At 72.2% G+C, this 23,012-nt stretch carries 19 protein-coding genes and 1 pseudogene; 10 read left to right on the top strand and 10 right to left on the bottom strand.

All coding sequences use genetic code 11. From position 1 onward, the window contains the following. Positions 1–5: 5 nt before the first annotated feature. The 4 genes from ACZ4YY_RS16750 to ACZ4YY_RS16735 all read left to right on the top strand — a co-directional run bounded on the left by ACZ4YY_RS16750 (position 6) and on the right by ACZ4YY_RS16735 (position 2,693). Positions 6–164 (top strand): DUF4177 domain-containing protein, encoded by a 159-nt coding sequence (locus tag ACZ4YY_RS16750; protein ID WP_020129281.1) that lies wholly within the window; start codon positions 6–8, stop codon positions 162–164. Continuing rightward, the gene (locus ACZ4YY_RS16745) at positions 161–628 is read left to right on the top strand and encodes a RidA family protein (protein WP_468289902.1); all 468 of its coding nucleotides are present in this window, start codon (positions 161–163) and stop codon (positions 626–628) included. The genes ACZ4YY_RS16750 and ACZ4YY_RS16745 overlap by 4 nt, the downstream gene beginning before the upstream one ends. A 347-nt stretch (positions 629–975) precedes the next feature. Next, positions 976–1,845, top strand: a complete 870-nt coding sequence (locus tag ACZ4YY_RS16740; RefSeq protein WP_468289899.1) for an NUDIX hydrolase — start codon at positions 976–978, stop codon at positions 1,843–1,845. Next, positions 1,842–2,693 (top strand): MBL fold metallo-hydrolase, encoded by an 852-nt coding sequence (locus ACZ4YY_RS16735; protein WP_468289896.1) that lies wholly within the window; start codon positions 1,842–1,844, stop codon positions 2,691–2,693. The genes ACZ4YY_RS16740 and ACZ4YY_RS16735 overlap by 4 nt, the downstream gene beginning before the upstream one ends. A 31-nt stretch (positions 2,694–2,724) precedes the next feature. Here the strand turns inward: ACZ4YY_RS16735 and ACZ4YY_RS16730 are convergent, their stop codons facing one another. Continuing rightward, positions 2,725–3,603 carry a nucleotidyltransferase gene (locus ACZ4YY_RS16730; RefSeq protein WP_468290195.1) on the bottom strand — a complete coding sequence of 293 codons (879 nt, stop codon included), beginning with the start codon at positions 3,601–3,603 and terminating at the stop codon, positions 2,725–2,727. 155 nt (positions 3,604–3,758) lie between these two features. Then, the gene (locus ACZ4YY_RS16725) at positions 3,759–4,433 is read right to left on the bottom strand and encodes a Crp/Fnr family transcriptional regulator (protein WP_010031945.1); all 675 of its coding nucleotides are present in this window, start codon (positions 4,431–4,433) and stop codon (positions 3,759–3,761) included. 335 nt (positions 4,434–4,768) lie between these two features. Between ACZ4YY_RS16725 and nth the strand changes: the two genes are divergently transcribed. From nth to ACZ4YY_RS16710, 3 genes are all read left to right on the top strand, one after another. Then, positions 4,769–5,728, top strand: a complete 960-nt coding sequence (nth, locus tag ACZ4YY_RS16720; protein ID WP_468289893.1) for an endonuclease III — start codon at positions 4,769–4,771, stop codon at positions 5,726–5,728. A 106-nt stretch (positions 5,729–5,834) separates the two neighbouring features. Next, positions 5,835–6,530: an NUDIX hydrolase gene (locus ACZ4YY_RS16715; protein ID WP_468289891.1), complete on the top strand. Its 696-nt coding sequence runs from the start codon at positions 5,835–5,837 to the stop codon at positions 6,528–6,530. A gap of 95 nt (positions 6,531–6,625) precedes the next feature. Then, entirely contained in the window at positions 6,626–7,825 is a 1,200-nt protein-coding gene (locus ACZ4YY_RS16710; protein ID WP_468289889.1) for a MarP family serine protease, read from the top strand. Positions 7,826–7,853: 28 nt separating this feature from the next. Here the strand turns inward: ACZ4YY_RS16710 and ACZ4YY_RS16705 are convergent, their stop codons facing one another. The 6 genes from ACZ4YY_RS16705 to ACZ4YY_RS16680 all read right to left on the bottom strand — a co-directional run bounded on the left by ACZ4YY_RS16705 (position 7,854) and on the right by ACZ4YY_RS16680 (position 16,843). Next, positions 7,854–8,033, bottom strand: a complete 180-nt coding sequence (locus ACZ4YY_RS16705) for a hypothetical protein (protein ID WP_468289886.1) — start codon at positions 8,031–8,033, stop codon at positions 7,854–7,856. 127 nt (positions 8,034–8,160) lie between these two features. Continuing rightward, positions 8,161–9,111: an alpha/beta fold hydrolase gene (locus ACZ4YY_RS16700; RefSeq protein WP_468289883.1), complete on the bottom strand. Its 951-nt coding sequence runs from the start codon at positions 9,109–9,111 to the stop codon at positions 8,161–8,163. Further along, entirely contained in the window at positions 9,108–9,596 is a 489-nt protein-coding gene (locus ACZ4YY_RS16695; protein WP_468289880.1) for a phage holin family protein, read from the bottom strand. Before ACZ4YY_RS16695 ends, ACZ4YY_RS16700 begins: the two co-directional genes overlap by 4 nt. 81 nt (positions 9,597–9,677) lie before the next feature. Next, positions 9,678–11,126 (bottom strand): Na+/H+ antiporter NhaA, encoded by a 1,449-nt coding sequence (gene nhaA, locus ACZ4YY_RS16690; protein WP_468289878.1) that lies wholly within the window; start codon positions 11,124–11,126, stop codon positions 9,678–9,680. Positions 11,127–11,478: 352 nt separating this feature from the next. Then, complete coding sequence (gene acs / locus ACZ4YY_RS16685; RefSeq protein ID WP_468289875.1) at positions 11,479–13,437, bottom strand: acetate--CoA ligase; 1,959 nt, start codon at positions 13,435–13,437, stop codon at positions 11,479–11,481. Positions 13,438–13,948: 511 nt separating this feature from the next. After that, a complete protein-coding gene (locus tag ACZ4YY_RS16680) occupies positions 13,949–16,843 on the bottom strand; it encodes a SulP family inorganic anion transporter (protein WP_468289873.1) in 2,895 nt (964 codons plus the stop codon). A 565-nt stretch (positions 16,844–17,408) separates the two neighbouring features. Here ACZ4YY_RS16680 and ACZ4YY_RS16675 point away from each other — a divergent pair. Further along, on the top strand, positions 17,409–18,671 hold the full coding sequence (locus ACZ4YY_RS16675; RefSeq protein ID WP_468289870.1) for a polysaccharide deacetylase family protein: 1,263 nt from the start codon (positions 17,409–17,411) through the stop codon (positions 18,669–18,671). Between the two features lie 18 nt (positions 18,672–18,689). Here the strand turns inward: ACZ4YY_RS16675 and ACZ4YY_RS16670 are convergent. Continuing rightward, a pseudogene (locus ACZ4YY_RS16670) lies at positions 18,690–18,835 on the bottom strand (ATP-binding protein); the annotation flags it as partial. Between the two features lie 240 nt (positions 18,836–19,075). Here ACZ4YY_RS16670 and ACZ4YY_RS16665 point away from each other — a divergent pair. After that, positions 19,076–19,900, top strand: coding sequence for a Fic family protein (locus ACZ4YY_RS16665; RefSeq protein WP_468289867.1), 825 nt, complete (start codon positions 19,076–19,078; stop codon positions 19,898–19,900). Between the two features lie 444 nt (positions 19,901–20,344). Here ACZ4YY_RS16665 and ACZ4YY_RS16660 read toward each other — a convergent pair whose 3' ends face one another. Continuing rightward, positions 20,345–21,178: an HAD family hydrolase gene (locus ACZ4YY_RS16660; RefSeq protein WP_468289864.1), complete on the bottom strand. Its 834-nt coding sequence runs from the start codon at positions 21,176–21,178 to the stop codon at positions 20,345–20,347. A 579-nt stretch (positions 21,179–21,757) separates the two neighbouring features. Between ACZ4YY_RS16660 and ssd the strand changes: the two genes are divergently transcribed. Next, positions 21,758–22,879 carry a septum site-determining protein Ssd gene (gene ssd / locus ACZ4YY_RS16655; RefSeq protein WP_468289861.1) on the top strand — a complete coding sequence of 374 codons (1,122 nt, stop codon included), beginning with the start codon at positions 21,758–21,760 and terminating at the stop codon, positions 22,877–22,879. Positions 22,880–23,012 lie beyond the last annotated feature (133 nt).

Raw genomic sequence — 23,012 nt, 5'->3', positions numbered from 1 at the left:
GCTCCATGACCAAGTGGGAATACGCAACCGTGCCGCTGCTCGTCCACGCCACGAAGCAGATTCTGGACACCTGGGGCGAGGACGGCTGGGAGCTCGTCCAGGTCGTGCCCGGGCCGAACAACCCCGAGCAGCTCGTCGCCTACCTGAAGAGGGCCAAGGCGTGAGCGCGGTCGAGGCGAGGCTCGCCGAGCTGGGCCTGACCCTGCCGGCGGTCGTGCCGCCGCTCGCGGCCTACCAGCCGGCCGTGCAGTCGGGCCCGTACGTGTACACGGCCGGTCAGCTGCCCATGGTGGACGGCAAGCTGCCGGTCACCGGCAAGGTCGGCGCCGAGGTCACCGCGGAGGAGGCCAAGGAGCTGGCCCGCATCTGCGCGCTGAACGCCCTGGCCGCCGTGAAGTCCGTCGCGGGCGACCTGGACCGCGTCGCGCGCGTGGTGAAGGTCGTCGGCTTCGTCGCCTCGGCATCCGACTTCACCGGACAGCCCGCCGTCCTCAACGGCGCGAGCGAACTCCTGGGCGAGGTCCTCGGCGACAAGGGCGTCCACGCCCGCAGCGCGGTCGGCGTCGCGGTCCTGCCGCTGGACGCGCCGGTCGAGGTGGAGATCCAGGTGGAGCTGGCGGCGCCGTAGCACCGGTCCGCGGCGACGCCCGGGCGGCCCTGAGACCCTCGGGGCCACCGGCCCGCGACGCCCGGACCTCGGCCCGCTGGGGGCCGCCCTTGAACCGGTGGCTGTCGTCCTGCGGCCCTCGGACTGCGGGGCCAGGGCTGTGCGGGCTTCGGAGACTGCGGGTTCACGCCGTCCCGGGCTTCGGCCGTCCCGGGCCTCGGCCATGCGGGCTTCGGCCCTTCCGGGCCTCGGCCGTGCCGACCTCGGTCCCCGGGCCACGGTCCTGCACCCCTCGCCGCGCCCCCGGGGCCGTCCCCCGCGCACCAGCCCCTGTCGAACATTCGCGCACCACGGGATAGCCTCCGGCCATGGCGAATGGGCAGTGGTTTCCCCCCGACTGGCCGGACCGTATCCGCGCGCTGGCGGACGGCACCCTCACCCCGGTCGCCCCGAAACGCGCGGCCACCGTCATGCTGCTGAGGGACGCCGAGGGCGGGCCCGTCGTCCACATGGTGCGCAGACGCGCCTCCATGGCCTTCGCCGCGGGTGCCTACGCCTATCCCGGAGGGGGCGTCGACCCGCGTGACGACGACCGTCAGGTGCGCTGGGCGGGCCCCACGCGCGCGTGGTGGGCCAACCGGCTCGGCGTCGACGAGACGGCGGCACAGGCCGTCGTCTGCGCGGCCGTGCGGGAGACGTACGAGGAGGCAGGCGTCCTGCTCGCCGGGCCCACCCCCGACTCGGTCGTCGGCGACACCACCGGCGCCGACTGGGAGGCCGACCGAGCCGCCCTGGTCGCCCGGGAGACGTCCTTCGCGGAGTTCCTCGACCGCCGGGGCCTGGTGCTGCGCTCCGACCTGCTGGGCGCCTGGACGCGCTGGATCACCCCCGAGTTCGAGCCCCGCCGCTACGACACCTGGTTCTTCGTGGCCGCGCTCCCGGAAGGCCAGCGCACCCGCAACGCCTCCACGGAGGCCGACCACACCGTCTGGATCCGTCCGGCGCAGGCCGCTGACTCCTACGACCGGGGCGAGCTGCTGATGATGCCGCCCACCATCGCGACCCTGCGTCAGCTCGTCCCGTACGCCACGGCCGCCGAGGCGCTCGGCGCGGCTCCCGGCCGGGACCTGGCCCCCGTCCTGGCGCAGGCGCGCCTGGAGGACGGCGAGGTCGTGCTCTCCTGGCCGGGGCACGACGAGTTCACCAAGCACATCCCCACAGGTGGAGCCCCCGCATGACGGACGCAAGCACCCTTCCCGGCCAGCCGCGGGGCGGTGTCCTCTCCGGCCCCGCCACCGTGCGCGCGGTCAACGTCCTCGCGCCCAACGCCTCCGCGATGACGCTGGACGGCACGAACACCTGGATCGTCGCCGAGCCGGATTCCGACCTGGCGGTGGTGATCGACCCGGGCCCGCTCGACGACGGCCACCTGCGGACGGTCCTCGACACGGCCGGACAGGCCGGCCGGCGCATCGCCCTGACCCTGCTCACCCACGGCCACCCCGACCACGCCGAGGGCGCCGCCCGCTTCGCCGAGCTGACCGGCACCAAGGTGCGGGCGCTGGACCCGGCGCTGCGCCTGGGCGACGAGGGCCTGGGGGCCGGCGACGTCATCACCGTCGGCGGGCTGGAGCTGAGAGTCGTGCCGACGCCCGGCCACACCGCCGACTCCCTGTGCTTCCATCTCCCGGCCGACCGGGCCGTCCTGACCGGCGACACGATCCTCGGCCGCGGCACGACCGTCGTGGCGCATCCCGACGGCCGGCTCGGCGACTATCTGGACTCACTGCGCCGCCTGAGGTCCCTCACGGTCGACGACGGCGTCCACACGGTCCTGCCGGGCCACGGACCCGTCCTGGAGGACGCCCAGGGCGCCGTCGAGTTCTACCTCGCCCACCGCGCCCACCGCCTCGCCCAGGTCGAGACGGCCGTCGAGGACGGCCACCGCACCCCCGCCGAGGTCGTCGCCCACGTGTACGCCGACGTCGACCGCTCCCTGTGGCCGGCGGCGGAGCTGTCGGTCCGCGCGCAACTGGAGTACCTGGAGGAGCACGGGCTCATCCCGGGGCCGTCCGACCTGCTCTAGAAGTCTGATGGAGACTTCCAGCCGACCTCGGTCAATCGATCCCGGGCGGCCGGGGTGCCTTCACGCCGTGCACGCGCGCGTACTCGGCCGCGAGCCACGGACCGAGGCCGTCGACGTACGACCGCAGGACGTCGTCCCCGCCGCCGGGGGCGCCCGGCCCGCCGGCCGGGTCGTAGCCGCGCACGGCGGCCGCCCGGAGCTCCTCCGCGCGCGCGGGGTAGTACGCGGCGAAGGCCTCGGCCATCTCGTGCAGGTCGCTCGTCCAGCCGTTCCAGCGGGGCATGACGAGGGTGAACGCCGTGCGGACGAGATGCCGGGACATGAAGCGCACCAGGGACCGCCGGGCCGCCGTGGAGTCGCCGGCCGCGGCGATGCGGAGCCGCCATCGGGGGAGGAGCAGTGCGAGGTCGCCGTTGGTCTCGCGGGCGAGCATCGAGTCGGGGCGGTAGCGGGGCAGGTGCGCGGCGAGATCCTCGCCGATCAGCGGTGTGCACAGACAGGCGACGAACCAGCCCAGGTCGTGGGTCTCCAGGTCGCTCAGCAGCCGCGAGCGGGCGAACAGCAGCGCCCCGCCGCCGTCGATCTCCCCGAACTCCTCGTCGAGGGCCGCGACCAGGGCGCGGGCGGCCTCCCGGTCGGCGTCGGTGGGCTCCTCGCGCAGGGCCAGCAGCAGATCCAGGTCGCTGCGTCCCACGCGCGCGGTGCCGCGCGGAATCGACCCGTAGAGGTAGGCGCTGTCCAGCCGCGCCCCGAAGGCCTCCGTCACCCGCTCCCGCGCCGCCGCGACCACGGGCCGGAAAGCGGGCGGCACCCGCGCGAGGGAGCCCTCGCGGACGATGTGCCCGTCGGCGTCGAGCCCGGGACGGGGCGTGGGGCGGGCCGTGGGGCGGCTGGTGGGCTCACCGGTCATGAGCGGCCCTCCGGCCTCCGCGCGGCGGGACGACAGCGGGGACAGCGATGACATGCGGCGGTACGGCAGGGGGGACGAGACGCGGCGGTACGGGCGGCGGGGACGACAGGCGGGCCCGCCTCTCGAGAGACGGACCGGCCGCCGTGCGGTCGGCGTCAGCGCGAGCGCTTCGCCAGCCGCTCCACGTCGAGCAGGATGACCGCGCGGGCCTCCAATCGGAGCCAGCCGCGCTGCGCGAAGTCCGCCAGCGCCTTGTTCACGGTCTCGCGCGAGGCGCCGACCAGCTGGGCCAGCTCCTCCTGCGTGAGGTCGTGGACGACGTGGATGCCCTCCTCGGACTGCACGCCGAAGCGGCGGGAGAGGTCCAGCAGGGCACGGGCGACGCGGCCGGGGACGTCGGAGAAGACCAGGTCGGACATGGCGTCGTTGGTCTTGCGCAGGCGCCGGGCGACGGCGCGCAGCAGCGCGGTGGCCACCTCGGGCCGGGCGTTCAGCCAGGGCTGGAGGTCGCCGTGGCCCAGGCCCAGCAGCTTGACCTCGGTCAGCGCGGTGGCGGTGGCCGTCCGCGGGCCCGGGTCGAAGAGTGACAGCTCGCCGATGAGCTCACCGGGGCCCACCACGGCCAGCATGTTCTCGCGGCCGTCGGGGGAGGTGCGGTGAAGCTTCACCTTGCCCTCGGTGACGACGTAGAGCCGGTCTCCGGGGTCGCCCTCGTGGAACAAGGAGTCGCCGCGTGCGAGCGTCACCTCGCTCATGGAGGCGCGCAGCTCCGCGGCCTGCTCGTCGTCGAGAGCCGCGAAGAGCGGGTTGCGCCGCAGAACGTCGTCCACGAGTTCTCTCCTTGTCGACCTGCTCAGGGGGGTCTTATCCCCCGTCTGCCAGGGGACCGTGTTCCCCATTTTGCCGGACGGTCCAAACAGTGTGATCTGTCACAAGGATGCCGCACAGGTGTCCCGAGGTAAGCGGCAGGGGTCCAATTGGGCGCCGATCTTCCGGGTCCGGGGCGGATGTCGGTGGCGGGCTTTAGGCTGGCCGGGTGTCCAAATCGCCGGTGAGAGCACAGGCCAAGGGGGCTGCGCGAGTGGTGGTACGTCGCGATTCCGCTGTGGGCGAACAGGGCTCAGGTGCGAGTGAGAGGCCGACGAGAACGGCGAAGAAGACGCCCGTGAAGAAGACGTCGAAGAAGACACCGGAGAAGAAGGCCCCGTCAGCGGCCGCCGACGCCCCTGGCACGGCGCCGGCGAGGAAGACGGCCGGCTCCGCGCCCGCGAAGAAGACGGCCGGCTCCGCGCCCGCGAGGAAGACGGCCGGCTCCGCGCCCGCGAGGAAGACGGCCGCCGCCGTCCGCAAGCCGGAGTCCCGTGCCGGGCTGGTCCGCCGTGCCCGCCGGATCAACCGCGAGCTGGCCGAGGTGTACCCGTACGCCCATCCCGAGCTCGACTTCGAGAACCCCTTCCAGCTGCTGGTCGCGACCGTGCTGTCCGCGCAGACCACCGACCTGCGGGTGAACCAGACGACCCCGGCTCTCTTCGCGAAGTACCCCACCCCCGAGGACCTGGCCGCGGCCGATCCGGAGGAGGTGGAGGAGATCCTCCGGCCGACCGGCTTCTTCCGGGCGAAGACGAAGTCCGTCATAGGGCTGTCCAAGGCCCTGGCGGAGCAGTTCGACGGTGAGGTCCCCGGTCGCCTGGAGGACCTGGTGAAGCTGCCCGGCGTCGGCCGCAAGACCGCCTTCGTGGTGCTGGGCAACGCGTTCGGCCGGCCGGGCCTGACCGTGGACACGCACTTCCAGCGGCTGGTGCGGCGCTGGCAGTGGACCGAGGAGACCGACCCCGACCGGATCGAGGCCGCGGTCGCGGCCCTCTTCCCCAAGGGCGAGTGGACGATGCTCTCGCACCACGTGATCTTCCACGGCCGCCGCATCTGCCACGCCCGCAAGCCCGCCTGCGGCGCCTGCCCCATCGCCCCGCTCTGCCCGGCCTACGGCGAGGGTGAGACCGATCCCGAGAAGGCGAAGAAACTGCTGAAGTACGAGAAGGGCGGCTTCCCCGGCCAGCGCCTGAATCCGCCGCAGGCCTACCTGGACGCCGGCGGCAGGCCGGCCCCGCCGCTGGGGGCCGGATGACGGGACGGGCTGCGGGTCCGGTCCCCGGACCCTCCTCGGAACGATCTACCGCACCCCAGCCGTTGAACCCGACGGAACGGGGGACGGATCGGGGGGTGCTGCGCCGATGACACGGGCGAGTGACACACAGGGCGGTTCTGTGGTGCTCAGCCAGGAGGGCCTGCCCGCCTGGCTGGACCCGGTCGTGCACGCCGTGGAGACGGTGGAACCGCTCCAGCTGAGCCGTTTCCTGCCGCCGGAGGACGGCGCGGGGCGCCAGTCGGCCGTACTGATCCTCTTCGGCGAGGGTCGGCGCGGACCCGAGCTGCTGCTGATGGAGCGGGCGAGCTCCCTGCGCTCCCACGCAGGACAGCCCTCCTTCCCGGGCGGCGCGCTCGACCCGGAGGACGGCGACCCGCACGGCGACGGGCCGCTGAGAGCCGCCCTGCGCGAGGCCGAGGAGGAGACCGGCCTCGATCCGGCGGGCGTCCAGCTCTTCGGGGTGCTGCCCAAGCTGTACATCCCGGTCAGCGGCTTCGTCGTGACGCCCGTGCTGGGCTGGTGGCGCGAGCCCAGCCCGGTCGGCGTGGTCGACCCCAACGAGACCGCCCGTGTCTTCACGGTCCCCGTGGCGGATCTCACGGACCCCGCGCACCGTGCGACCGCCGTCCACCCCAGCGGTCACCGCGGTCCGGCCTTCCTGGTCGAATCCGCCCTCGTGTGGGGCTTCACCGCCGGGGTCATCGACCGCCTCCTGCACCACTCCGGCTGGGAGCGCCCCTGGGACCCGAAGAAGCAGGTCCCGCTCGACTGGCGGTCATGACAGGGTGTCCCCCGTGCTGTGTCTGTCCGGGGCGCGGCCCCCGGAGCCCCGGCCGGCCTGCCCGGCCGGGAAAGAAAGAGGCGAGGCCTGAAACGGTGAACGTGCTGGACATCCTGTTGCTGCTCGCGGCCGTCTGGTTCGCGGTCGTCGGCTACCGCCAGGGCTTCGTCGTCGGCATCCTGTCGGTGATCGGGTTCCTGGGCGGCGGCCTCGTCGCCGTGTACCTGCTGCCCGTGCTCTGGGACTGGCTCACCGACAACTCCGAGGTGAGCACGACCGCCGCCGTCGTCGCGGTCGTCATCGTGATCGTCTGCGCCTCCGTCGGCCAGGCCCTGACCACCCACCTCGGCAACAAGCTGCGCCGGTACATCACCTGGTCCCCGGCCCGCGCGCTGGACGCGACGGGCGGCGCCCTGGTCAACGTCGTCGCGATGCTGCTGGTCGCCTGGCTGATCGGCTCGGCCCTCGCCGGGACCACCCTGCCCACGCTGGGCAAGGAGGTCCGCAACTCGCAGGTGCTGCAAGGGGTGTCCCGGGCGCTGCCCGCCCAGGCCGACACGTGGTTCGCGGACTTCTCCTCCGTCCTCGCGCAGAACGGCTTCCCGCAGGTCTTCAGCCCCTTCGCCAACGAGCCGATCACCGACGTCAGACCGCCCGACCCGGCGCTGGCCGACAGCGCCGTCGCGGTCCGCGCGCAGCGTTCCATCGTCAAGGTGATGGGCACCGCGGAGAGCTGCGGCAAGGTCCTGGAGGGCACCGGTTTCGTCTTCGGCGAGCGTCGCGTCATGACCAACGCGCACGTCGTGGGCGGCGTCGACGAACCCACCGTCCAGATAGGCGGTGAGGGCCGCAAGTACGACGCCACCGTCGTGCTGTACGACTGGAAGCGCGACATCGCCGTCCTCGACGTGCCCGACCTCGACGCGCCCGTGCTGCAGTTCACCGACGGTGACGCGGCCAGCGGTGACAACGCGATCGTCGCCGGGTTCCCGGAGAACGGCGCGTACGACGTGCGGGCGGCGCGGGTGCGCGGGCGCATCACGGCCAACGGCCCGGACATCTACCACCGCGGCACGGTACGGCGCGATGTGTACTCGCTGTACGCGACCGTCCGCCAGGGCAACTCCGGCGGTCCGCTGCTCACGCCCGACGGCAGGGTCTACGGCGTGGTGTTCGCGAAGTCCCTGGACGACGCCGACACCGGGTACGCGCTCACCGCGGACGAGATCCAGCAGGACATCACCGCGGGGCGCACCGCGAACCAGCAGGTGGACAGCGACAACTGCGCGCTGTGAGCCGCGGTGGGAGTGGGAGGACGGGGCGTCAGCCGCGCGGGTGGCGCAGCCGTACCGAGACCCAGCGGGCCCGGCGGCGCAGGATGCGCGGAATGCCCACGCGGAGGTCGCCGCCCGGTTGCGGGGAGGCACCCTCTCGGTGGGGGCTCAGACCGGCGGCCGAGCGGCGGGTGCGTGCTGCGTCACTGTAGTCGTGCGTCCAGCCCATACCCCGACGTCTGCCCGGGCCCCAAGGTCCATAACCGCGCTCAGGGCCGCCAATTGGCCTATGCGCGGGGCAAGTGGCCGTTCGTAGGACAGACGTTCACGTTCGGATACCGGGCGCGATGCTCTGGTCACCGATCGGGTTCGGGGTCCTTCAGCCAATTGACCAGTTCTGTCGAGAAAGCGACCGGATCCTCCTCGTGGGGGAAGTGTCCGAGCCCGTCGAACAGCCGCCACCGGTACGGCGCCTCCACGTACTCACCGGAGCCGGCCGCGCTGCGCGTGCGCATCACCGGATCGAGGGAACCGTGCAGGTGCAGTGTGGGCACGCGCACGGGCCGCTTCATCCGCCGGTAGAACTGCACGCCGTCCGGCCGGGCCAGCGACCGCACCAGCCACCGGTACGGCTCGACCGAGCAGTGCGCGGTGGAGGGGATGCACATGGCGCGCCGGTACGTCTCCAGCGAGTCGTCCTCCGGCAGCCGCGGTCCGGACCACTCCTGGATCAGCCGGCCCACCAGCGCCCCGTCGTCCGCGGTCAGCTGGCGTTCGGGGATCCAGGGCCGCTGGAAGCCCCAGATGTGGGATCCGGCGGCGCTCTGCCGGACGTCGGTGAGCATCGCCGAGCGCCAGCGCCGGGGGTGCGGCATCGACGCGACCGCGAGCCGGCGCACGAGCTTGGGGCGCATCACGGCCGCCGTCCAGGCCAGATAGCCGCCCAGGTCATGGCCGACCAGCGCGGCGTCCGGCTCGCCGAGGGAGCGGATCACGCCGGTGATGTCGAGGGCGAGGTTGGCCGGGTCGTAGCCGCGGGGGGTGCGGTCGCTGCCGCCGACGCCGCGCAGGTCCATCGCGACGGCCCGGAATCCCGCGTCGGCCAGCGCGGTCATCTGGTGGCGCCAGGTCCACCAGAACTGCGGGAAGCCGTGCACGAGCATGACCAGGGGGCCGTCGCCCGCCTCGGCGATGTGGAAGCGGGCGCCGTTGGCGGCGACCTCCCGGTGGGTCACCTTCGTGTCGCCGACGACGTCCGGGCGTACGACCGAGGCGGGTTGCGCCGATGGGGTGGCGGGGTCCGTCATGAGGACGAGCGTGCCACAGCCTCGATGGCCTCCGGTGTCCGGTCCTGTGCGAGTTCCGGCCGCGGGTGCGGCTTGGCCTTCTGCAGGACGCCCGCCGACTCCTTCACCGAGGCGGCGACCTTCTGCGGCCCCTTGCCCTTCTTCGCCTTCTTCGCGAAGACGACGCCGATCAGCACCAGGACGAGCGCGACGAGGACGTTCGCCGCGAACGACAGCAGGAAGCAGATCGCGAGGTTCCACCCGCTCCAGGTGCGGATGCCGTACGCCAGGGCGAAGTTCAGCATCGGCAGCGAGAAGATGAGGACCGCGCCGGCCAGCGAGAAGGCGCCGCCGCTGGTGGCGCCGCGCTTGACGTCCTGCTTGAGCTGCGCCTTCGCCAGCGCGATCTCGTCGTGCACCAGCGCCGACATCTCGGTCGTCGCCGAGGCGAACAACTGACCGATGCTGCGTTCGGCGCCGACCGGGCTGCCGTCGGGTGCGCTCATCGCGGTCTCCCTCGTCTTGTACGGTTCCGCCGTCTTCTGCCTGACTGCGTACGGTCCCGTCTTTTGTACCGTCCCGTCAGATCATGCCGGACGGTCGTCCTCGTCGCCTGCCCCGCCCGTCACTTCGGCAAGCCCGCTGCGCTCGGCGTCCCTCTCCTCGGCGAGCCGACGCGCGGTCCTGCGGTGTTCCGCGGCCCTGGCCTCGTGGAGTGCCGCCATGCGCAGGTGGTACGCCGGGTCGTGCTGCTCGTAGACGTCGGGGATGCCGTCGAGGTCGTCGTCGCGCTCCTCGTCCTCGTAGAGCCGGCGGTACTCGGCGTTGCGCAGCTTCAGAAGTACGGTCGCGACCACGGCCGCGATCAGCGATCCGACGAGGACGGCGGCCTTCACCTCGCCGGTCAGGGCCGCGTCGCCCTCGAAGGCCAGCTCGCCGATCAGCAGCGAGACGGTGAAGCCGATGCCGGCCAGTGAGGCGACGGCGAAGACGTCCGCCCAGGCCAGGCCTTCGCCGAGGGAGGCCCGGGTGAAGCGGACCGTCAGCCAGGTGCCGCAGAAGATGCCGACCGTCTTGCCCACGACGAGTCCGAGGACGACCCCGAGCGTCTCCGGCTGGGTGAAGACGTCCCCGAGGGCCCGGCCGGAGACCGTCACCCCCGCGCTGAACAGGGCGAACAGGGGCACGGCGAGGCCTGCCGACAGGGGCCGGACGAGGTGTTCGATGTGTTCGCCGGGGGAGTGCTTCTCGTCGTCGCGGGTGGTGCAGCGCAGCATCAGGCCCATGGCGACGCCCGCGATGGTGGCGTGGACGCCGCTGTTGTACATCAGCGCCCAGACGACGAGCGCGAGCGGGACGTACACGTACCAGCCGCGGACGCCCTTGCGCAGCAGCAGCCAGAAGACCGCGAGCCCGAGGACGGCGCCGCCGAACGCGGCGAAGTCGATCGTCTCGGTGAAGAAGACGGCGATGATCAGGATCGCGAACAGGTCGTCCACGACGGCGAGGGTGAGCAGGAAGGCGCGCAGGGCGCTCGGCAATGAGGTGCCGATGACGGCGAGCACGGCGAGCGCGAAGGCGATGTCGGTGGCGGTGGGCACGGCCCAGCCGGCCGGGGAGCCGCCGCCGACGACGTTGGTGAGGGTGTAGACGAGCGCGGGGACGGCCATGCCGCACAGCGCCGCGACGACCGGCAGCACGGCCGCTCTGGGGTCGCGCAGATCACCGGCGACCAGCTCGCGCTTGAGTTCGATGCCGGCGACGAAGAAGAAGACGGCGAGAAGACCGTCGGCGGCCCAGTGGGCGACGGACAGATCCAGGCCGAGCGCCTCGGGACCGAAGTGGAAGTGGCTGACGCTCTCGTAACCGGCGCGCAGCGCCGGTACGTTCGCCCAGACCAGCGCGGTGACGGCGGCGACGAGCAGCAGCACACCGCCGACGGTCTCGGTGCGCAGCGCGTCCGCCACATAGGTCCGCTCGGGCAGGGAGAGGCGTCCGAGGGCCTTGCCGGGGGTGGGGGTGCGGGGCGCGGTCACGGGGAGACCTCCGGTCGGGGGGGCAGGACGGAGCAGTTGCCGACCAGACTTCCCGGCGCACCTCGTGTACAGCTGACTTTATTTAGCTTACCTAAGGGCGCGGGGAGGGATCCACTGATCTCCACCGCCGGCGCGGATCCACTGGTACCCGCCATGACACGGTCCTCGGATCCCCACCTCGGCGCGGATCCACTGACCCCTGCGCGGGGGCGAGCCACTGGCCCCAGCGCAGGTGCCGGCCACTGCTTTCCACCGTAGGTGCGCGAAGGGCACCCGGCGCGCTGGTCGCCGGGTGCCCCTTCGTGCCGTTCTCAGTCCTGTCGCCCTCGGTCTCGTCCTCCCGCTCTCGCCCTCAGTCCTCGCTGGGCGCGGCCGGGAGCTTGGCCTGGATGAGGTCCATGACCGTGGAGTCCGTGAGCGTGGTGACGTCTCCGAGCTGGCGGTTCTCGGCCACGTCGCGCAGCAGACGGCGCATGATCTTGCCGGAGCGCGTCTTCGGCAGCTCGGCCACCGGCAGGATCCGCTGGGGCTTGGCGATGGGGCCGAGGGTGGCGCCGACGTGGTTGCGGAGCTCGACGACCAGGTCCTCGGTCTCGGCGGCGGTACCGCGCAGGATCACGAAGGCGACGATGGCCTGGCCGGTCGTCTCGTCCGCCGCGCCGACCACGGCCGCCTCGGCGACGGACGGGTGGGAGACGAGCGCGGACTCGACCTCGGTGGTGGAGATGTTGTGGCCCGAGACGAGCATGACGTCGTCGACCCGGCCCAGCAGCCAGACGTCGCCGTCGTCGTCCTTCTTCGCGCCGTCGCCGGCGAAGTACCTGCCCTCGAAACGGGACCAGTAGGTGTCGATGAACCGCTGGTCGTCGCCCCAGATGGTGCGCAGCATCGACGGCCACGGCTCGGTGAGGACCAGGTAGCCGCCACCGCCGTTCGGGACCTCGTTCGCCTCGTCGTCGACGACGGTGGCGGAGATGCCGGGCAGCGGGGTCTGGGCGGAGCCCGGCTTGGTCTGCGTCACGCCCGGCAGCGGCGAGATCATCATCGCGCCGGTCTCGGTCTGCCACCAGGTGTCCACGACCGGCGTGCGGTCGGCGCCGATGTGCTTGCGGTACCAGATCCACGCCTCGGGGTTGATCGGTTCGCCGACCGAGCCCAGGATGCGCAGGCTGGACAGGTCGAACTTGGCGGGGATGTCGTCGCCCCACTTCATGAACGTGCGGATCGCGGTCGGCGCCGTGTAGAGGATCGTGACGCCGTACTTCTGCACGATCTCCCAGAACCGCCCCTGGTGCGGGGTGTCCGGAGTGCCCTCGTACATGACTTGGGTGGCGCCGTTGGCGAGCGGCCCGTAGACGATGTACGAGTGCCCGGTGACCCAGCCGACGTCGGCGGTGCACCAGTACACGTCCGTCTCGGGCTTGAGGTCGAAGACGGCGTGGTGGGTGTAGGCGGTCTGGGTGAGGTAGCCGCCGGAGGTGTGCAGGATGCCCTTCGGCTTCCCCGTGGTGCCCGAGGTGTAGAGGATGAACAGCGGGTGCTCGGCCCCGAACGCCTGCGGGGTGTGCTCGGCGCTCTGCCGCTCGACGAGGTCGTGCCACCACACGTCCCGGCCCTCGGTGAAGGCGACCTCCTGGCCGGTGCGGCGCACCACCAGGACGTGCTCGACGGTGCCGGCCTTCGCGACGGCCTCGTCGACGGCCGGCTTCAGCGCGGAGGGCTTGCCGCGCCGGTAGCCGCCGTCGGCGGTGATGACCACCTTCGCGTCGGCGTCCTGGATGCGGGTGGCGAGCGCGTCTGCGGAGAAGCCGCCGAAGACCACCGAGTGCGCGGCGCCGACACGGGCGCAGGCGAGCATCGCGATCGCCGTCTCGGGAATCATCGGCATGTAGACGGCGACCCGGTCGCCCGCCTGGACGCCCAGCTCCAGCAGGGCGTTGGCGGCCTTGGAGACCTCGTCCTTGAGCTGGGCGTAGGTGAGGGCACGGCTGTCGCCGGGCTCGCCCTCGAAGTGGATGGCGACGCGGTCGCCGTGCCCGGCCTCCACATGCCGGTCCACGCAGTTGTAGGCGACGTTGAGTTCGCCGTCCTCGAACCACTTCGCGAACGGCGGGTTCGACCAGTCCAGCGTCTTCGTCGGCTCCTTGGACCAGGTCAGCCGACGGGCCTGCTCGGCCCAGAAGCCGAGCCTGTCAGCCTTGGCCTGCTCGTACGCCTCCGCCGTGACATTGGCGTTCGCGGCCAGGTCGGCGGGCGGCGCGAACCTGCGTTCCTCGCGCAGCAGGTTGGAGAGGGAAGGATTCTCGCTCACTGTCCCATCTCCTCCCGCAGCAGGTTGGCCAGGCTCTCGTTGCTCACGACATCTCCCTCTCGAAGGGTGTCCGTTGTGTCCCAGGCCACAGCTCATCAGACCCGGGGGCCCGGTGACAAGGGCCGCCGGGCAATTGGTGTAGACCTTTGGACGGGGTGGACGGTTCGCGGGCGTGTCGGCGCCCGCCCCCGCCGACCTGGGTCATCGGTAGCCACGGATGGGGGGCGGGGGGAGTTCAATGCGGGGGCGGGAGAGGGGTGAGGGGAGGGTGGCGAGAGGGAGCTGGGGGCGGTGGGCGCCGGGAACCCGGAAGGCGGGGTGCCGGACGACGGGGGAGAGAGGGCTGCGGGCGGTGGGCGTCGGGCGCCGGGAACCCGGAAGGCGGGGTGCCGGTGCCGGTGCCGGTGCGGGGCGGGGTGGCGGATGGTGGCTCCGGGCTGTGCGGCCATGCCCTCGGCGCGCGGCCCCACCCCGAGGGAGGCCGCGCACCGGAGCCGTGACCGGCGACGGGTCAGGCCGACACGTCCGCCACTCCGACGTGGTCGAACACCTCGTCGTCGCCCTCGCCCGCCTCGGTGAGCAGGTACGCCTGTGCCTCACCCACGTGGAAGTACATCCCGTGCAGTTCCAGCATCCCGGACCCGAGCGCCCGGGCCACCGACTCGTGGGCACGCAGATGGTCCAACTGCTGGACCACGTTGGTCAGGCACAGCTGCTCCACCGCGTCGGCGGGCGCCCGTCCGGCGATCCGGGTCCAGGGGCGGCTGTCGTCGACCATCCGCTCCAGGCTCGGCAACCCGTGCCGCAGCCACCGCCGCAACGGGGTCTGCGCGGCGCCCGGTTCGGAGTTGAGCAGCGCCTGCATGGCCCCGCACCCGGAATGCCCGCACACCGTGATGGACCGCACCTTCAGCACGTCCACCGCGTACTCGATCGCGGCCGCCACCGAGTCGTCCCGGCTCTCCACCCCGTTCTCCTCGCCGGGCGGCGGCACGAGATTGCCGACGTTGCGCACCACGAACAGGTCTCCCGGACCACTGGAAGTGATCATCGAGGTGACCACCCGTGAGTCGGCACAGGTCAGGAAGAGCTGGGACGGCTGCTGCCCCTCCCGCGCCAACCGCGCCAGCTCCCCGCGCACCAACGGGGCGGTGTTGCGCTGGAACGCGCTGATGCCTCGGACCAGTTGACGGGCGCTGGGTCCGCTGGGTGGCGGGGTGGTGCGTTCGGCGGGGTCGGTCGTGTGGCCGTCGTCCGTCGGACCGGTGGCCGCGGCTTCGGCGTGACGCGCTGGGCCGGCCTTGTCGGGCGAGCGGGAGGGAGGGGAGGGGGCGGGGGCCGTGCCGGGCGCCTCCGGTGCGGTGGAGGAAACCGGCGGACCGGCAGCACCGGGCGTCCTGGCGTCGCCGTGTGTACCGGCGGCGCCCGTCGCACCGTGGTCGGCCGCCGCCCCGGCGTATGTGCTCGCACCGGTGTGGGCCGCCGCCCCGGCGTGAGTGTGCGCAACGGTAGGGGTGGATGCACCGGTGTGGGTCGCCGCCTCGGCGTGAGCCTGCGCACCGGCGTGACGGGGTGACTTCGCGTGGGTGGGGGCACCAGCGTGGGTGCGCGCGTCGGAATCGCCGGGGCCACCGGCACCGCCGGACCCCTCGGCATCGGCGGCCACACCGTCGTCCATCGCCGCGTCGACGGTGCCGTGGCCACCGCCCGACAGCAGCACGGACCGTGGGTCGTGGCACTGGTGGTTGCGCCAGGGGGTCCAGGGCCCGCAGCGACAGTCGGCGACGGGCGTGCCCGCTGCCGGAGCGGAGTCGAGGGGTGGGCCGACGATCGGCTCGGCGACCGGCTCGGGGTGTCTGAAGCCGGTGCCGATGCGGCGGCCGGTCAGTTCGACCAGTCCGCCCCGCGCGGTGTGTGTCTTCTGCCAGTCCTGAAGCGCCTCGAACGCCGCGTGGTCCATGAAGGAGCCGTCCAACTCGACGACGACATGGGTGCCGTGGGGCACGTGGTGCAGGGCGCGGGTGAGGCGCGGCACCGCGAGGAACGTCAACTGGCCTCGTACGTGTACGTGATGGACTCCTTCCCTCTCGTCGTGGGTGATGCGGGTGCGGGCGAGGCGGTGCAGGGAGACGGCGACGGCCACGGCGATCCCCAGCGCCACGCCCTCCAGGACGCCGAGGAACACCACGCCCAGGGTGGTGACGGCGTACACCAGCACCTCTCGGTGGCGGGTCACCGTGCGGATGTGGTGCAGGGACACCATCTGGATGCCGACGGCCATCACCAGGGCGGCGAGCGAGGCGAGCGGGATGAGCTCCAGGAGCGGCACCATCAGCAGCGCGGCGACCACTACGAGAACGCCATGCAGCATCGTGGAGTTCCGGCTGACGGCCCCGGCGTGGACGTTCGCCGAACTGCGCACGGCCACGCCCGCGACGGGCAGGCCGCCGAGCGAGCCGGAGACGATGTTGGCGGCGCCTTGTCCGAGCAGCTCGCGATCGAGGTCGGAGCGGCCGACACGGGCGGGCAGTCCGGGCCGGGAGGCGACCAGCTTGTCCACGGCGACCGCGCCGAGCAGCGACTGCACGCTGCACACCAGCGTGATGGTGAGCACCGCGGCGGCGAGCCCGAGCACGGGTCCCTCGGGCAGCCCGACCAGGGCATGGCTGCTCCAGGAGGGCAGGTCGACCCTGGGCTGGGTCAGTTCCGCGAGCGCGGCGACGGCGGTGGCGCCGGCGACGGCGACGAGTGCGGCGGGCACCATGCGCAACAGGCGGCCCACCCGGCCGGGCAGACGAGGCCAGAGCAGCAGCAGGACCAGCGTCAGCACGCTCACCGCCACCGCGGCGAGCCGCACGTCGGCCAACTGGGCGGGTAGCGCCCGGAGGTTGTCGAGGACGGAACTCTGCGGGCTGCCGCCCAGGACGATGTGGAGCTGCGCGACGGCGATGGTGACGCCGATGCCGGCGAGCATGCCGTGCACGATGGCGGGGCTGACGGCGAGCGCGCCGCGCGCCACACGCAGACAGCCCAGACCGAGTTGGGCGAGCCCGGCGAGGACGGTGATGGCACAGGTCGTCCGCCAGCCGTAGCGGTGGATGAGGTCGGCGGTGACGACCGTCAGTCCGGCGGCGGGGCCGCTGACCTGGAGGGGTGCGCCACCGAGCCGACCGGCGACGATCCCGCCCACGGCGGCGGCGACCAGGCCGGCTTGGAGCGGTGCGTCGGTGGCGAGGGCGATACCCAGCGACAGGGGCAGGGCGATCAGGAACACCGCGATCGACGCGGACAGGTCGGCGCCCGCGACGCGGAAGCGGCGGGGTCCGCTCGGCGGCGGGCTGTGAGGTGGATGGACGCGTTCGGTGAGCGTCGAGTCGGATGTGCGGGTCGGGACGCAGGCTGACATTTTTCCCGTCTCCTCCGGGGCAGCGCGGTCGCGGATCAGGTGGTCCCCCGCTCCGGGGCGGGGGTGGTCGCGGCCGTGGGTCACGGCATGCAGCGGCGGGATGAATCAACGTTCGGTAAACAGATCGTAATGCAGAGTAAAGGCCAAGCATGGATTTAACCGGCAAATGGGGCAATGAATCACCTGCAAGGGTGAAGCAAGCTTTTTATCGGCTTGTCGTACTAATTCCTTCTCGGGTCCGTGCGACCTTGGCGGCGCTGTCGCTCGACCCGCACGCCACCCCAGAACGCCCCAGTCGGCGTTGGCCTGAGAGAAGGAAGAAGGTGGGCGGAAGATGGCCGCCAACCCGAGGAACGCCGCCGCGCAGAAGGCCCCCACCCCGTCGAAGTCCCTCCCCCCGCCGAAGTCCGCCTCCGAGCCGAGAACCGGCCCCCCGCCGGAGTCCGCTCCGAGCCCGCAGCCTGGCCCCCGCCCGCGGTCTGGCTCAGGCCCGCAGCCTGGCTCAGGCCCGCAGGCCGGCCCACGGCCGAGCTCCGCCCCGCAGACGGGGCCCGCCCCCCGCCGGATGGCCGCAGGAGCCCTGGTCACCGTGACCGTCGCCGCGGCGCTCGCCGGTTGTGCGACCGGAACCGGGGGTTCGCAGGGAGGCGACGAGGGGGCGGCGGGACCGAGGAAGGCGAAGCCGGCCCCCGCTCCGAGGAACGTGCTCCGTCTGATCGGCGACGGCTCCACCGCCTATACCGGCGCCCAGCCGCACCAGCCCCGACCCGAGCGTCTGAAGCCCGGCCAGAAGCCGCCGCAGTTCGTGGTCTTCTCCTGGGACGGCGCCGGAGAGGACAGCCAGCGGCTGTTCTCCCACTTCCGCAAGGTCGCCAAGGACAACAACGCCACGATGACCTACTTCCTCAGTGGCGTGTACCTGCTGCCGGAGGACAAGCGCGACCTCTACAGGCCGCCCCAGCACTCGCCGGGCCGTTCGGACATCGGCTTCAACGACAGGCGGGGCATCGCCGCCACCGTCGAGCAACTGCGCCTGGCGTGGCTGGAGGGCAATGAGGTCGGCACCCACTTCAACGGCCACTTCTGCGGCAGGGGCGGCGGCGTCGGTGAGTGGTCCGTCGACGAGTGGAAGGACGAGATCGCCCAGGCCAAGCGGTTCGTGAAGACCTGGAGGACCAACGCCGGCATGCGGCACGCGGCCCCGCTGCCCTTCGACTACGACAAAGAGCTCGTCGGAGCCCGTACCCCCTGTCTCGAAGGCCAGAAGAACTTCATGAAGGCCGCCCGCGAGCTCGGCTTCCGCTACGACACCAGCGGCGTCAACAACCAGGTCTGGCCCGGCAAGAAGGAGGGCCTGTGGGACCTGTCGATGCAGCTCGTGCCCTTCCCCGGCCACTCCTACGAGCAGCTCACCATGGACTACAACTTCATGGTCAACCAGTCCGGCACCACCACCCAGGGCAACCCCGCCAAGCACCGGTACTGGGGCGACCAGATGCGTGACGGCCTGCTCATGGGCTTCCGGCGGGCCTACGACGGCAACCGGGCGCCGCTGATCATCGGCAACCACTTCGAGTCCTGGAACGGCGGCACGTACATGCGCGCTGTCGAGGAGGTCGTGGAGCACGTCTGCACCAAGGAGGAGGTGCGCTGCGTCTCCTTCCGGCAGCTCGCCGACTGGCTGGACGCCCAGGACCCGCAGACCCTGGCCAAGCTGCGCACCCTGGGGGTGGGCGAGGCCCCGCGGCAGGGTTGGGCGTCCTTCCTCTCCACCGACCCCGCCCCGGCCCCGAAGGGAGTACCCGGGGCACCGGCGGCCAGGCCCTAGGCGGGCTGTCCCCGACGCGGGCAGCCGGTCGCCCCGCACGGGCGGTGCGGCGGCCGACGCCTCGTCGCGGCCGAGTGCGGCCGGAGGTGCTGGTCGCTGTCCGCGTCGATCGGGACGACCGGCGCGCCCGCTGCCACCAGACGGCGGACCGACAGGGACGACAGGGTGGTCCTGCCGCTGCCACCAGACGGCGGACCGACAGGGACGACAGGGTGGTCCTGCCGCTGCCACCAGACGGCGGACCGACGGGGACGACAGGGTGGTCCTGCCGCTGCCGCCCTTCCCGACGAATGAAGTCTTCCCGGTCGCCGCGCGTAGTGACGCGATGGCCGTAGGTGGCAGGTGGACGTGAAGAAGACCACTCCTTCTCGGGGTGCGGGGTCCGGTTGCGTAGGGTCGTACGCATGAGTACGACAGGCGCGACCGCCGATCCGCTCGCGGTCCTGGGCTCGCTGCCCGGCGTGACCGAGTCCGTCGAGACCGTGCGCAAGGCCGTGGACCGGGTCTACGGACACCGCATCATGCGACGGCGCAGTACCGCGATCACCTCCGAGGCGGCCCTGCGCGGCTCCCGGGGCTCGGCGGCGCTGTCCGGGGCGGACTGGGCCCTGGAGGAGGTGCGCCGACGCAGCGACTTCGGCGTGGACGGCGAGGCGCGCGTCGTGGGCGCGGCCCTGCGGCTGACCGCCGAGGCGGGTCAGTTGCTGTCCATCTGGCGTCAGTCACCCCTGCGGGTGCTGGCGCGGCTGCACCTGGTGGCCGCGGCGAGCAACGCCGACGAGGTCGGGCGGCCCCGGCAGGCCGGTGAGCCGGTCGAGGAGCCGCTGATCGAGTTGCCGCTGCCGACCGCGGAGGAGGTCTCGGGCCGGCTGGAGGGGCTGTCCGGGCTGATCCTGGGCGGCAGCTCCGCCCCCGCCCTGGTGACGGCCGCCGTCGTCCACGGCGAGTTGCTCGCGCTGCGCCCCTTCGTCTCCCACAACGGCCTGGTCGCGCGCGCGGCCGAGCGCATCGTGCTGATCGGCAGCGGCCTCGACCCCAAGTCGGTCTGCCCGGCCGAGGTGGGCCACGCCGAGCTGGGTCGGGCCGCCTACCTCGCGGCCCTCGACGGCTACGTCTCGGGAACCCCGGAGGGCATGGCGGCCTGGATCGCGCACTGCGGCAGGGCCGTCGAGTTGGGCGCCCGCGAGTCGACCGCCGTCTGCGAGGCGCTTCAGCGCGGGGCGGCGTAAGAGCTCCGAACAAGAGGTGCGCGAAACGGCGCGTGCGGCGTAGGTCGCGCGCAGACGGCGCGGGAAACGAGAAAGGCTCCCCGTGGGGAGCCTGGACAAGGGTTGCGGCGGTACGAGTGCTCGTACCGCCGCTGGCACGTCCACCGGGTTACCAAGCGTCCTCGATATGTCGCCCATCAGGTCGGGATCTTCGCCCGTCACCTGGTGCGGCTGGCCCGTAATCGACGGGTCGACGTCGCGTGGGTGCTCGGTGTTCGTGCGCGGTCCGTGGGGCCAAACTGCGTTATTAAGGTGATCCTCTCGGATGTCCTTGGTCTCGCGGGCCGTTGAATCCTTTGTACTCCAGGGCCGGGGGAAGCGGAAGTCCTGGCCCCCACTTCTTTACTTGTACTCTCAACCAGGATGGAACCGGACACCTTGGCGGCGGATACCGGTTCGGCCGGATCAGACGGACGCCGCCCGGCGTCGGCTGGCGTACCAGACGAGGCCCGCGGTGGCGGCCGCCGCGCCTATGGCCGCGGCCGCGACGAGCGCCGGACGGGGCGGTACGGAGAATGCCGGGATGCGCTGCTTGAGCCGGACCGGGCGGTGGAAGTCGAGGATCGGCCACCCGCGCGCCACTGCCTCGCGGCGCAGGGCCCGGTCCGGATTCACGGCGTGCGGATGACCCACCGTCTCGAGCATCGGCAGATCGGTCGCCGAGTCGCTGTAGGCGTAGCAGCGCTCCAGGTCGTACCCCTCGGAGTCGGCCAGTTCCCTGAGCGCCTCCGCCTTGGTCGGGCCGTACGCGTAGTACTCCACCTCGCCGGTGAAACAGCCGTCCTCGCCCACCACCATCCGGGTGGCCACCACGCGGTCCGCGCCGAGCAGCTCGCCGATGGGTTCGACCACCTCGGCGCCCGACGTGGAGACGATCACCACGTCACGGCCGGCGAGGTGGTGCTCCTCGATCAGCGAGGCCGCCTCGTCGTAGATGAGGGGGTCGATCAGATCGTGAAGCGTCTCGGCCACGATCTCCTTCACCTGTTGGACGTTCCAACCGCGGACGAGTGCGGACAGGTACTCGCGTGTCCGTTCCATCTGGTCGTGGTCCATACCGCCCACGAGGAAGACGAACTGGGCGTATGCGGTACGCAAGGCCGCCCTGCGGTTGATCAGCCCCCCTTGGTAGAAGGACTTGCTGAAGGTGAGCGTGCTCGACTTCGCAATGACCGTCTTGTCCAGGTCAAAGAAGGCCGCTGTGCGGGGCAAGGAGTGGTTTTCCACAACCCAGAGCATAGGGGCAGCCCATTCGGCGTAAGGTGGGCGCGTGGGTTTGCCTGAGAGGGCTCTCGGGTACACCATGGAAGTCACGGATCGTTCGCGACCGTGCTAACCCGGTCCGGCTCCTCCCCCCCCGAGTCGGCCGTGGAGACGACCCCCGCTCTCCCCCCCGGCGGGGGTCGTCGCATGTCCGGGTGGGTTTTTCCGTTCTATAAGCGGTTGTGACGCAGTGGCGAGGCGGCTGAGGCCGCCTCTTTCGCATGCCCAAGATCTGTTACGGAGTGTAGTCGTCGGACTCCTCTGCGGAAGTCGCACAGCGGACGGCACCGTCGTCACCGGTATGGGTGATGGCGATATTCACAACCGGCCACTCGTCCACAGTTATCCACCAAGATCCACACGATTTCCGGGTTCGCTGCACCGTGATTCCCGACGCGTCCGCTCAGGCGGAGTTCGGGACAGGTTCCGTTTGCCGGACGCGCAGGCCGGTTTCCGTCGGCCGTTCAAAGGGAGACCGGCCCACCGGTTCTTCACACGTACGGGAATCGCGGGGCCGCACAGGCCGCGCGAGACACAGCGAAGGGGGAGGAAACCGTGAGCGGAGCCGTCACACACGACCCGCCGCCGCCCGCCGTCGGAGGACGGCAGGGCAGGCCGCTGATCGTCACCGAGGACGCGGAGCTCCTCGACGACCTGCTGCGGCTGTGCGCCGCGGCGGGCGCCACACCGGAGGTACACCACGGCCTCCCCGAGCCCCGGGGCAGCTGGGAGTCCGCACCCCTCGTCCTCGTGGGCGATGACGCCGCGCGCCGGGTGCGCGGAGCCGCCCGCAGACGTGGAGTGGTCCTCGTCGGCCGCGACCAGGACGACTCCGAGGTGTGGAAACGGGCCGTCCAGATCGGCGCCGACCACGTCCTGGTGCTGCCGGACGGCGAACAGTGGCTGGTCGACCGCATCGCCGACGTCACCGAGGGCGTGGGCCGACCGGCCCTGACCGTCGGCGTCGTCGGCGGACGCGGTGGGGCCGGCGCGTCCACGCTCGCGTGCGCCCTCGCCGTCACCTCGGCGCGGGAGGGCCTGCGCACGCTCCTCGTGGACGCCGATCCGCTGGGCGGCGGACTCGACGTCCTCCTCGGCGGCGAGACCGCCGAGGGCCTGCGCTGGCCGGCGTTCGCCGCTTCACGGGGTCGGGTCGGCGGCGGAGCCCTGGAGGAGTCGCTGCCCAAGCTGCACGAGCTGCGGGTGCTCAGCTGGGACCGCGGCGACTGCGTCGCCATCCCTCCGCAGGCGATCCGCGCGGTGCTCGCCGCGGCCCGCCGCCGGGGCGGCACGGTCGTCGTGGACCTGCCGCGCCGCGTCGACGACGGTGTCGCAGAAGTCCTCACCCAGCTCGACGTGGGTCTGCTGGTGGTCCCCGCCGAACTGCGCGCCGTCGCGGCGGCCGGACGGGTGGCCTCCGCGGTCGGCATGGTCGTGCGCGACCTGAGGGTGGCGGTACGCGGCCCGTACACCCCCGGCCTCGACGACCGCGAGGTGGCCAGGCTCCTCGGACTGCCCCTGGCCGGTGAGATCCCGACCGATCCCGGCCTGCTGCGCCCGGACGACGGCCGGACCCCGCCCGGCGGAGCGGCACGTGGCCCCCTTGCCCGCTTCTGCAAGCAGTTCTGGGAGCGGGCGCTGGCGGAAGCCGGGGGTGAGTGGCGCGGCGGAGGGTGAGGCGGGGGTGGCTGGGTGGGCTGGTGGCTGGCGAGGCGGCTGTCGCTTCCCCGCTTCGGGGAGGGGAGGGCAGCGGCGTTTGGCGGGTGGGTTCGGCCGTGCGGCGTGCAGTCGGCCGCACGGGTGGGATTCG

The sequence above is a fragment of the Streptomyces sp. NPDC030143 genome (genome assembly GCF_055573695.1).
This window is presented reverse-complemented; position numbering and strand designations above follow the sequence as displayed.

Bases quoted from the DNA above. Each gene is read 5' to 3' on its own strand.
- ACZ4YY_RS16750 (WP_020129281.1), top strand. From the start codon at position 6: ATGACCAAGTGGGAATACGCAACCGTGCCGCTGCTCGTCCACGCCACG.
- ACZ4YY_RS16740 (WP_468289899.1), top strand. From the start codon at position 976: ATGGCGAATGGGCAGTGGTTTCCCCCCGACTGGCCGGACCGTATCCGC.
- ACZ4YY_RS16735 (WP_468289896.1), top strand. From the start codon at position 1,842: ATGACGGACGCAAGCACCCTTCCCGGCCAGCCGCGGGGCGGTGTCCTC.
- ACZ4YY_RS16730 (WP_468290195.1), bottom strand. From the start codon at position 3,603: ATGACCGGTGAGCCCACCAGCCGCCCCACGGCCCGCCCCACGCCCCGT.
- ACZ4YY_RS16715 (WP_468289891.1), top strand. From the start codon at position 5,835: ATGACACGGGCGAGTGACACACAGGGCGGTTCTGTGGTGCTCAGCCAG.
- ACZ4YY_RS16705 (WP_468289886.1), bottom strand. From the start codon at position 8,033: ATGGGCTGGACGCACGACTACAGTGACGCAGCACGCACCCGCCGCTCG.
- ACZ4YY_RS16700 (WP_468289883.1), bottom strand. From the start codon at position 9,111: ATGACGGACCCCGCCACCCCATCGGCGCAACCCGCCTCGGTCGTACGC.
- ACZ4YY_RS16695 (WP_468289880.1), bottom strand. From the start codon at position 9,596: ATGAGCGCACCCGACGGCAGCCCGGTCGGCGCCGAACGCAGCATCGGT.
- ACZ4YY_RS16680 (WP_468289873.1), bottom strand. From the start codon at position 16,843: ATGTCAGCCTGCGTCCCGACCCGCACATCCGACTCGACGCTCACCGAA.
- ACZ4YY_RS16675 (WP_468289870.1), top strand. From the start codon at position 17,409: ATGGCCGCAGGAGCCCTGGTCACCGTGACCGTCGCCGCGGCGCTCGCC.
- ACZ4YY_RS16665 (WP_468289867.1), top strand. From the start codon at position 19,076: ATGAGTACGACAGGCGCGACCGCCGATCCGCTCGCGGTCCTGGGCTCG.
- ACZ4YY_RS16660 (WP_468289864.1), bottom strand. From the start codon at position 21,178: ATGCTCTGGGTTGTGGAAAACCACTCCTTGCCCCGCACAGCGGCCTTC.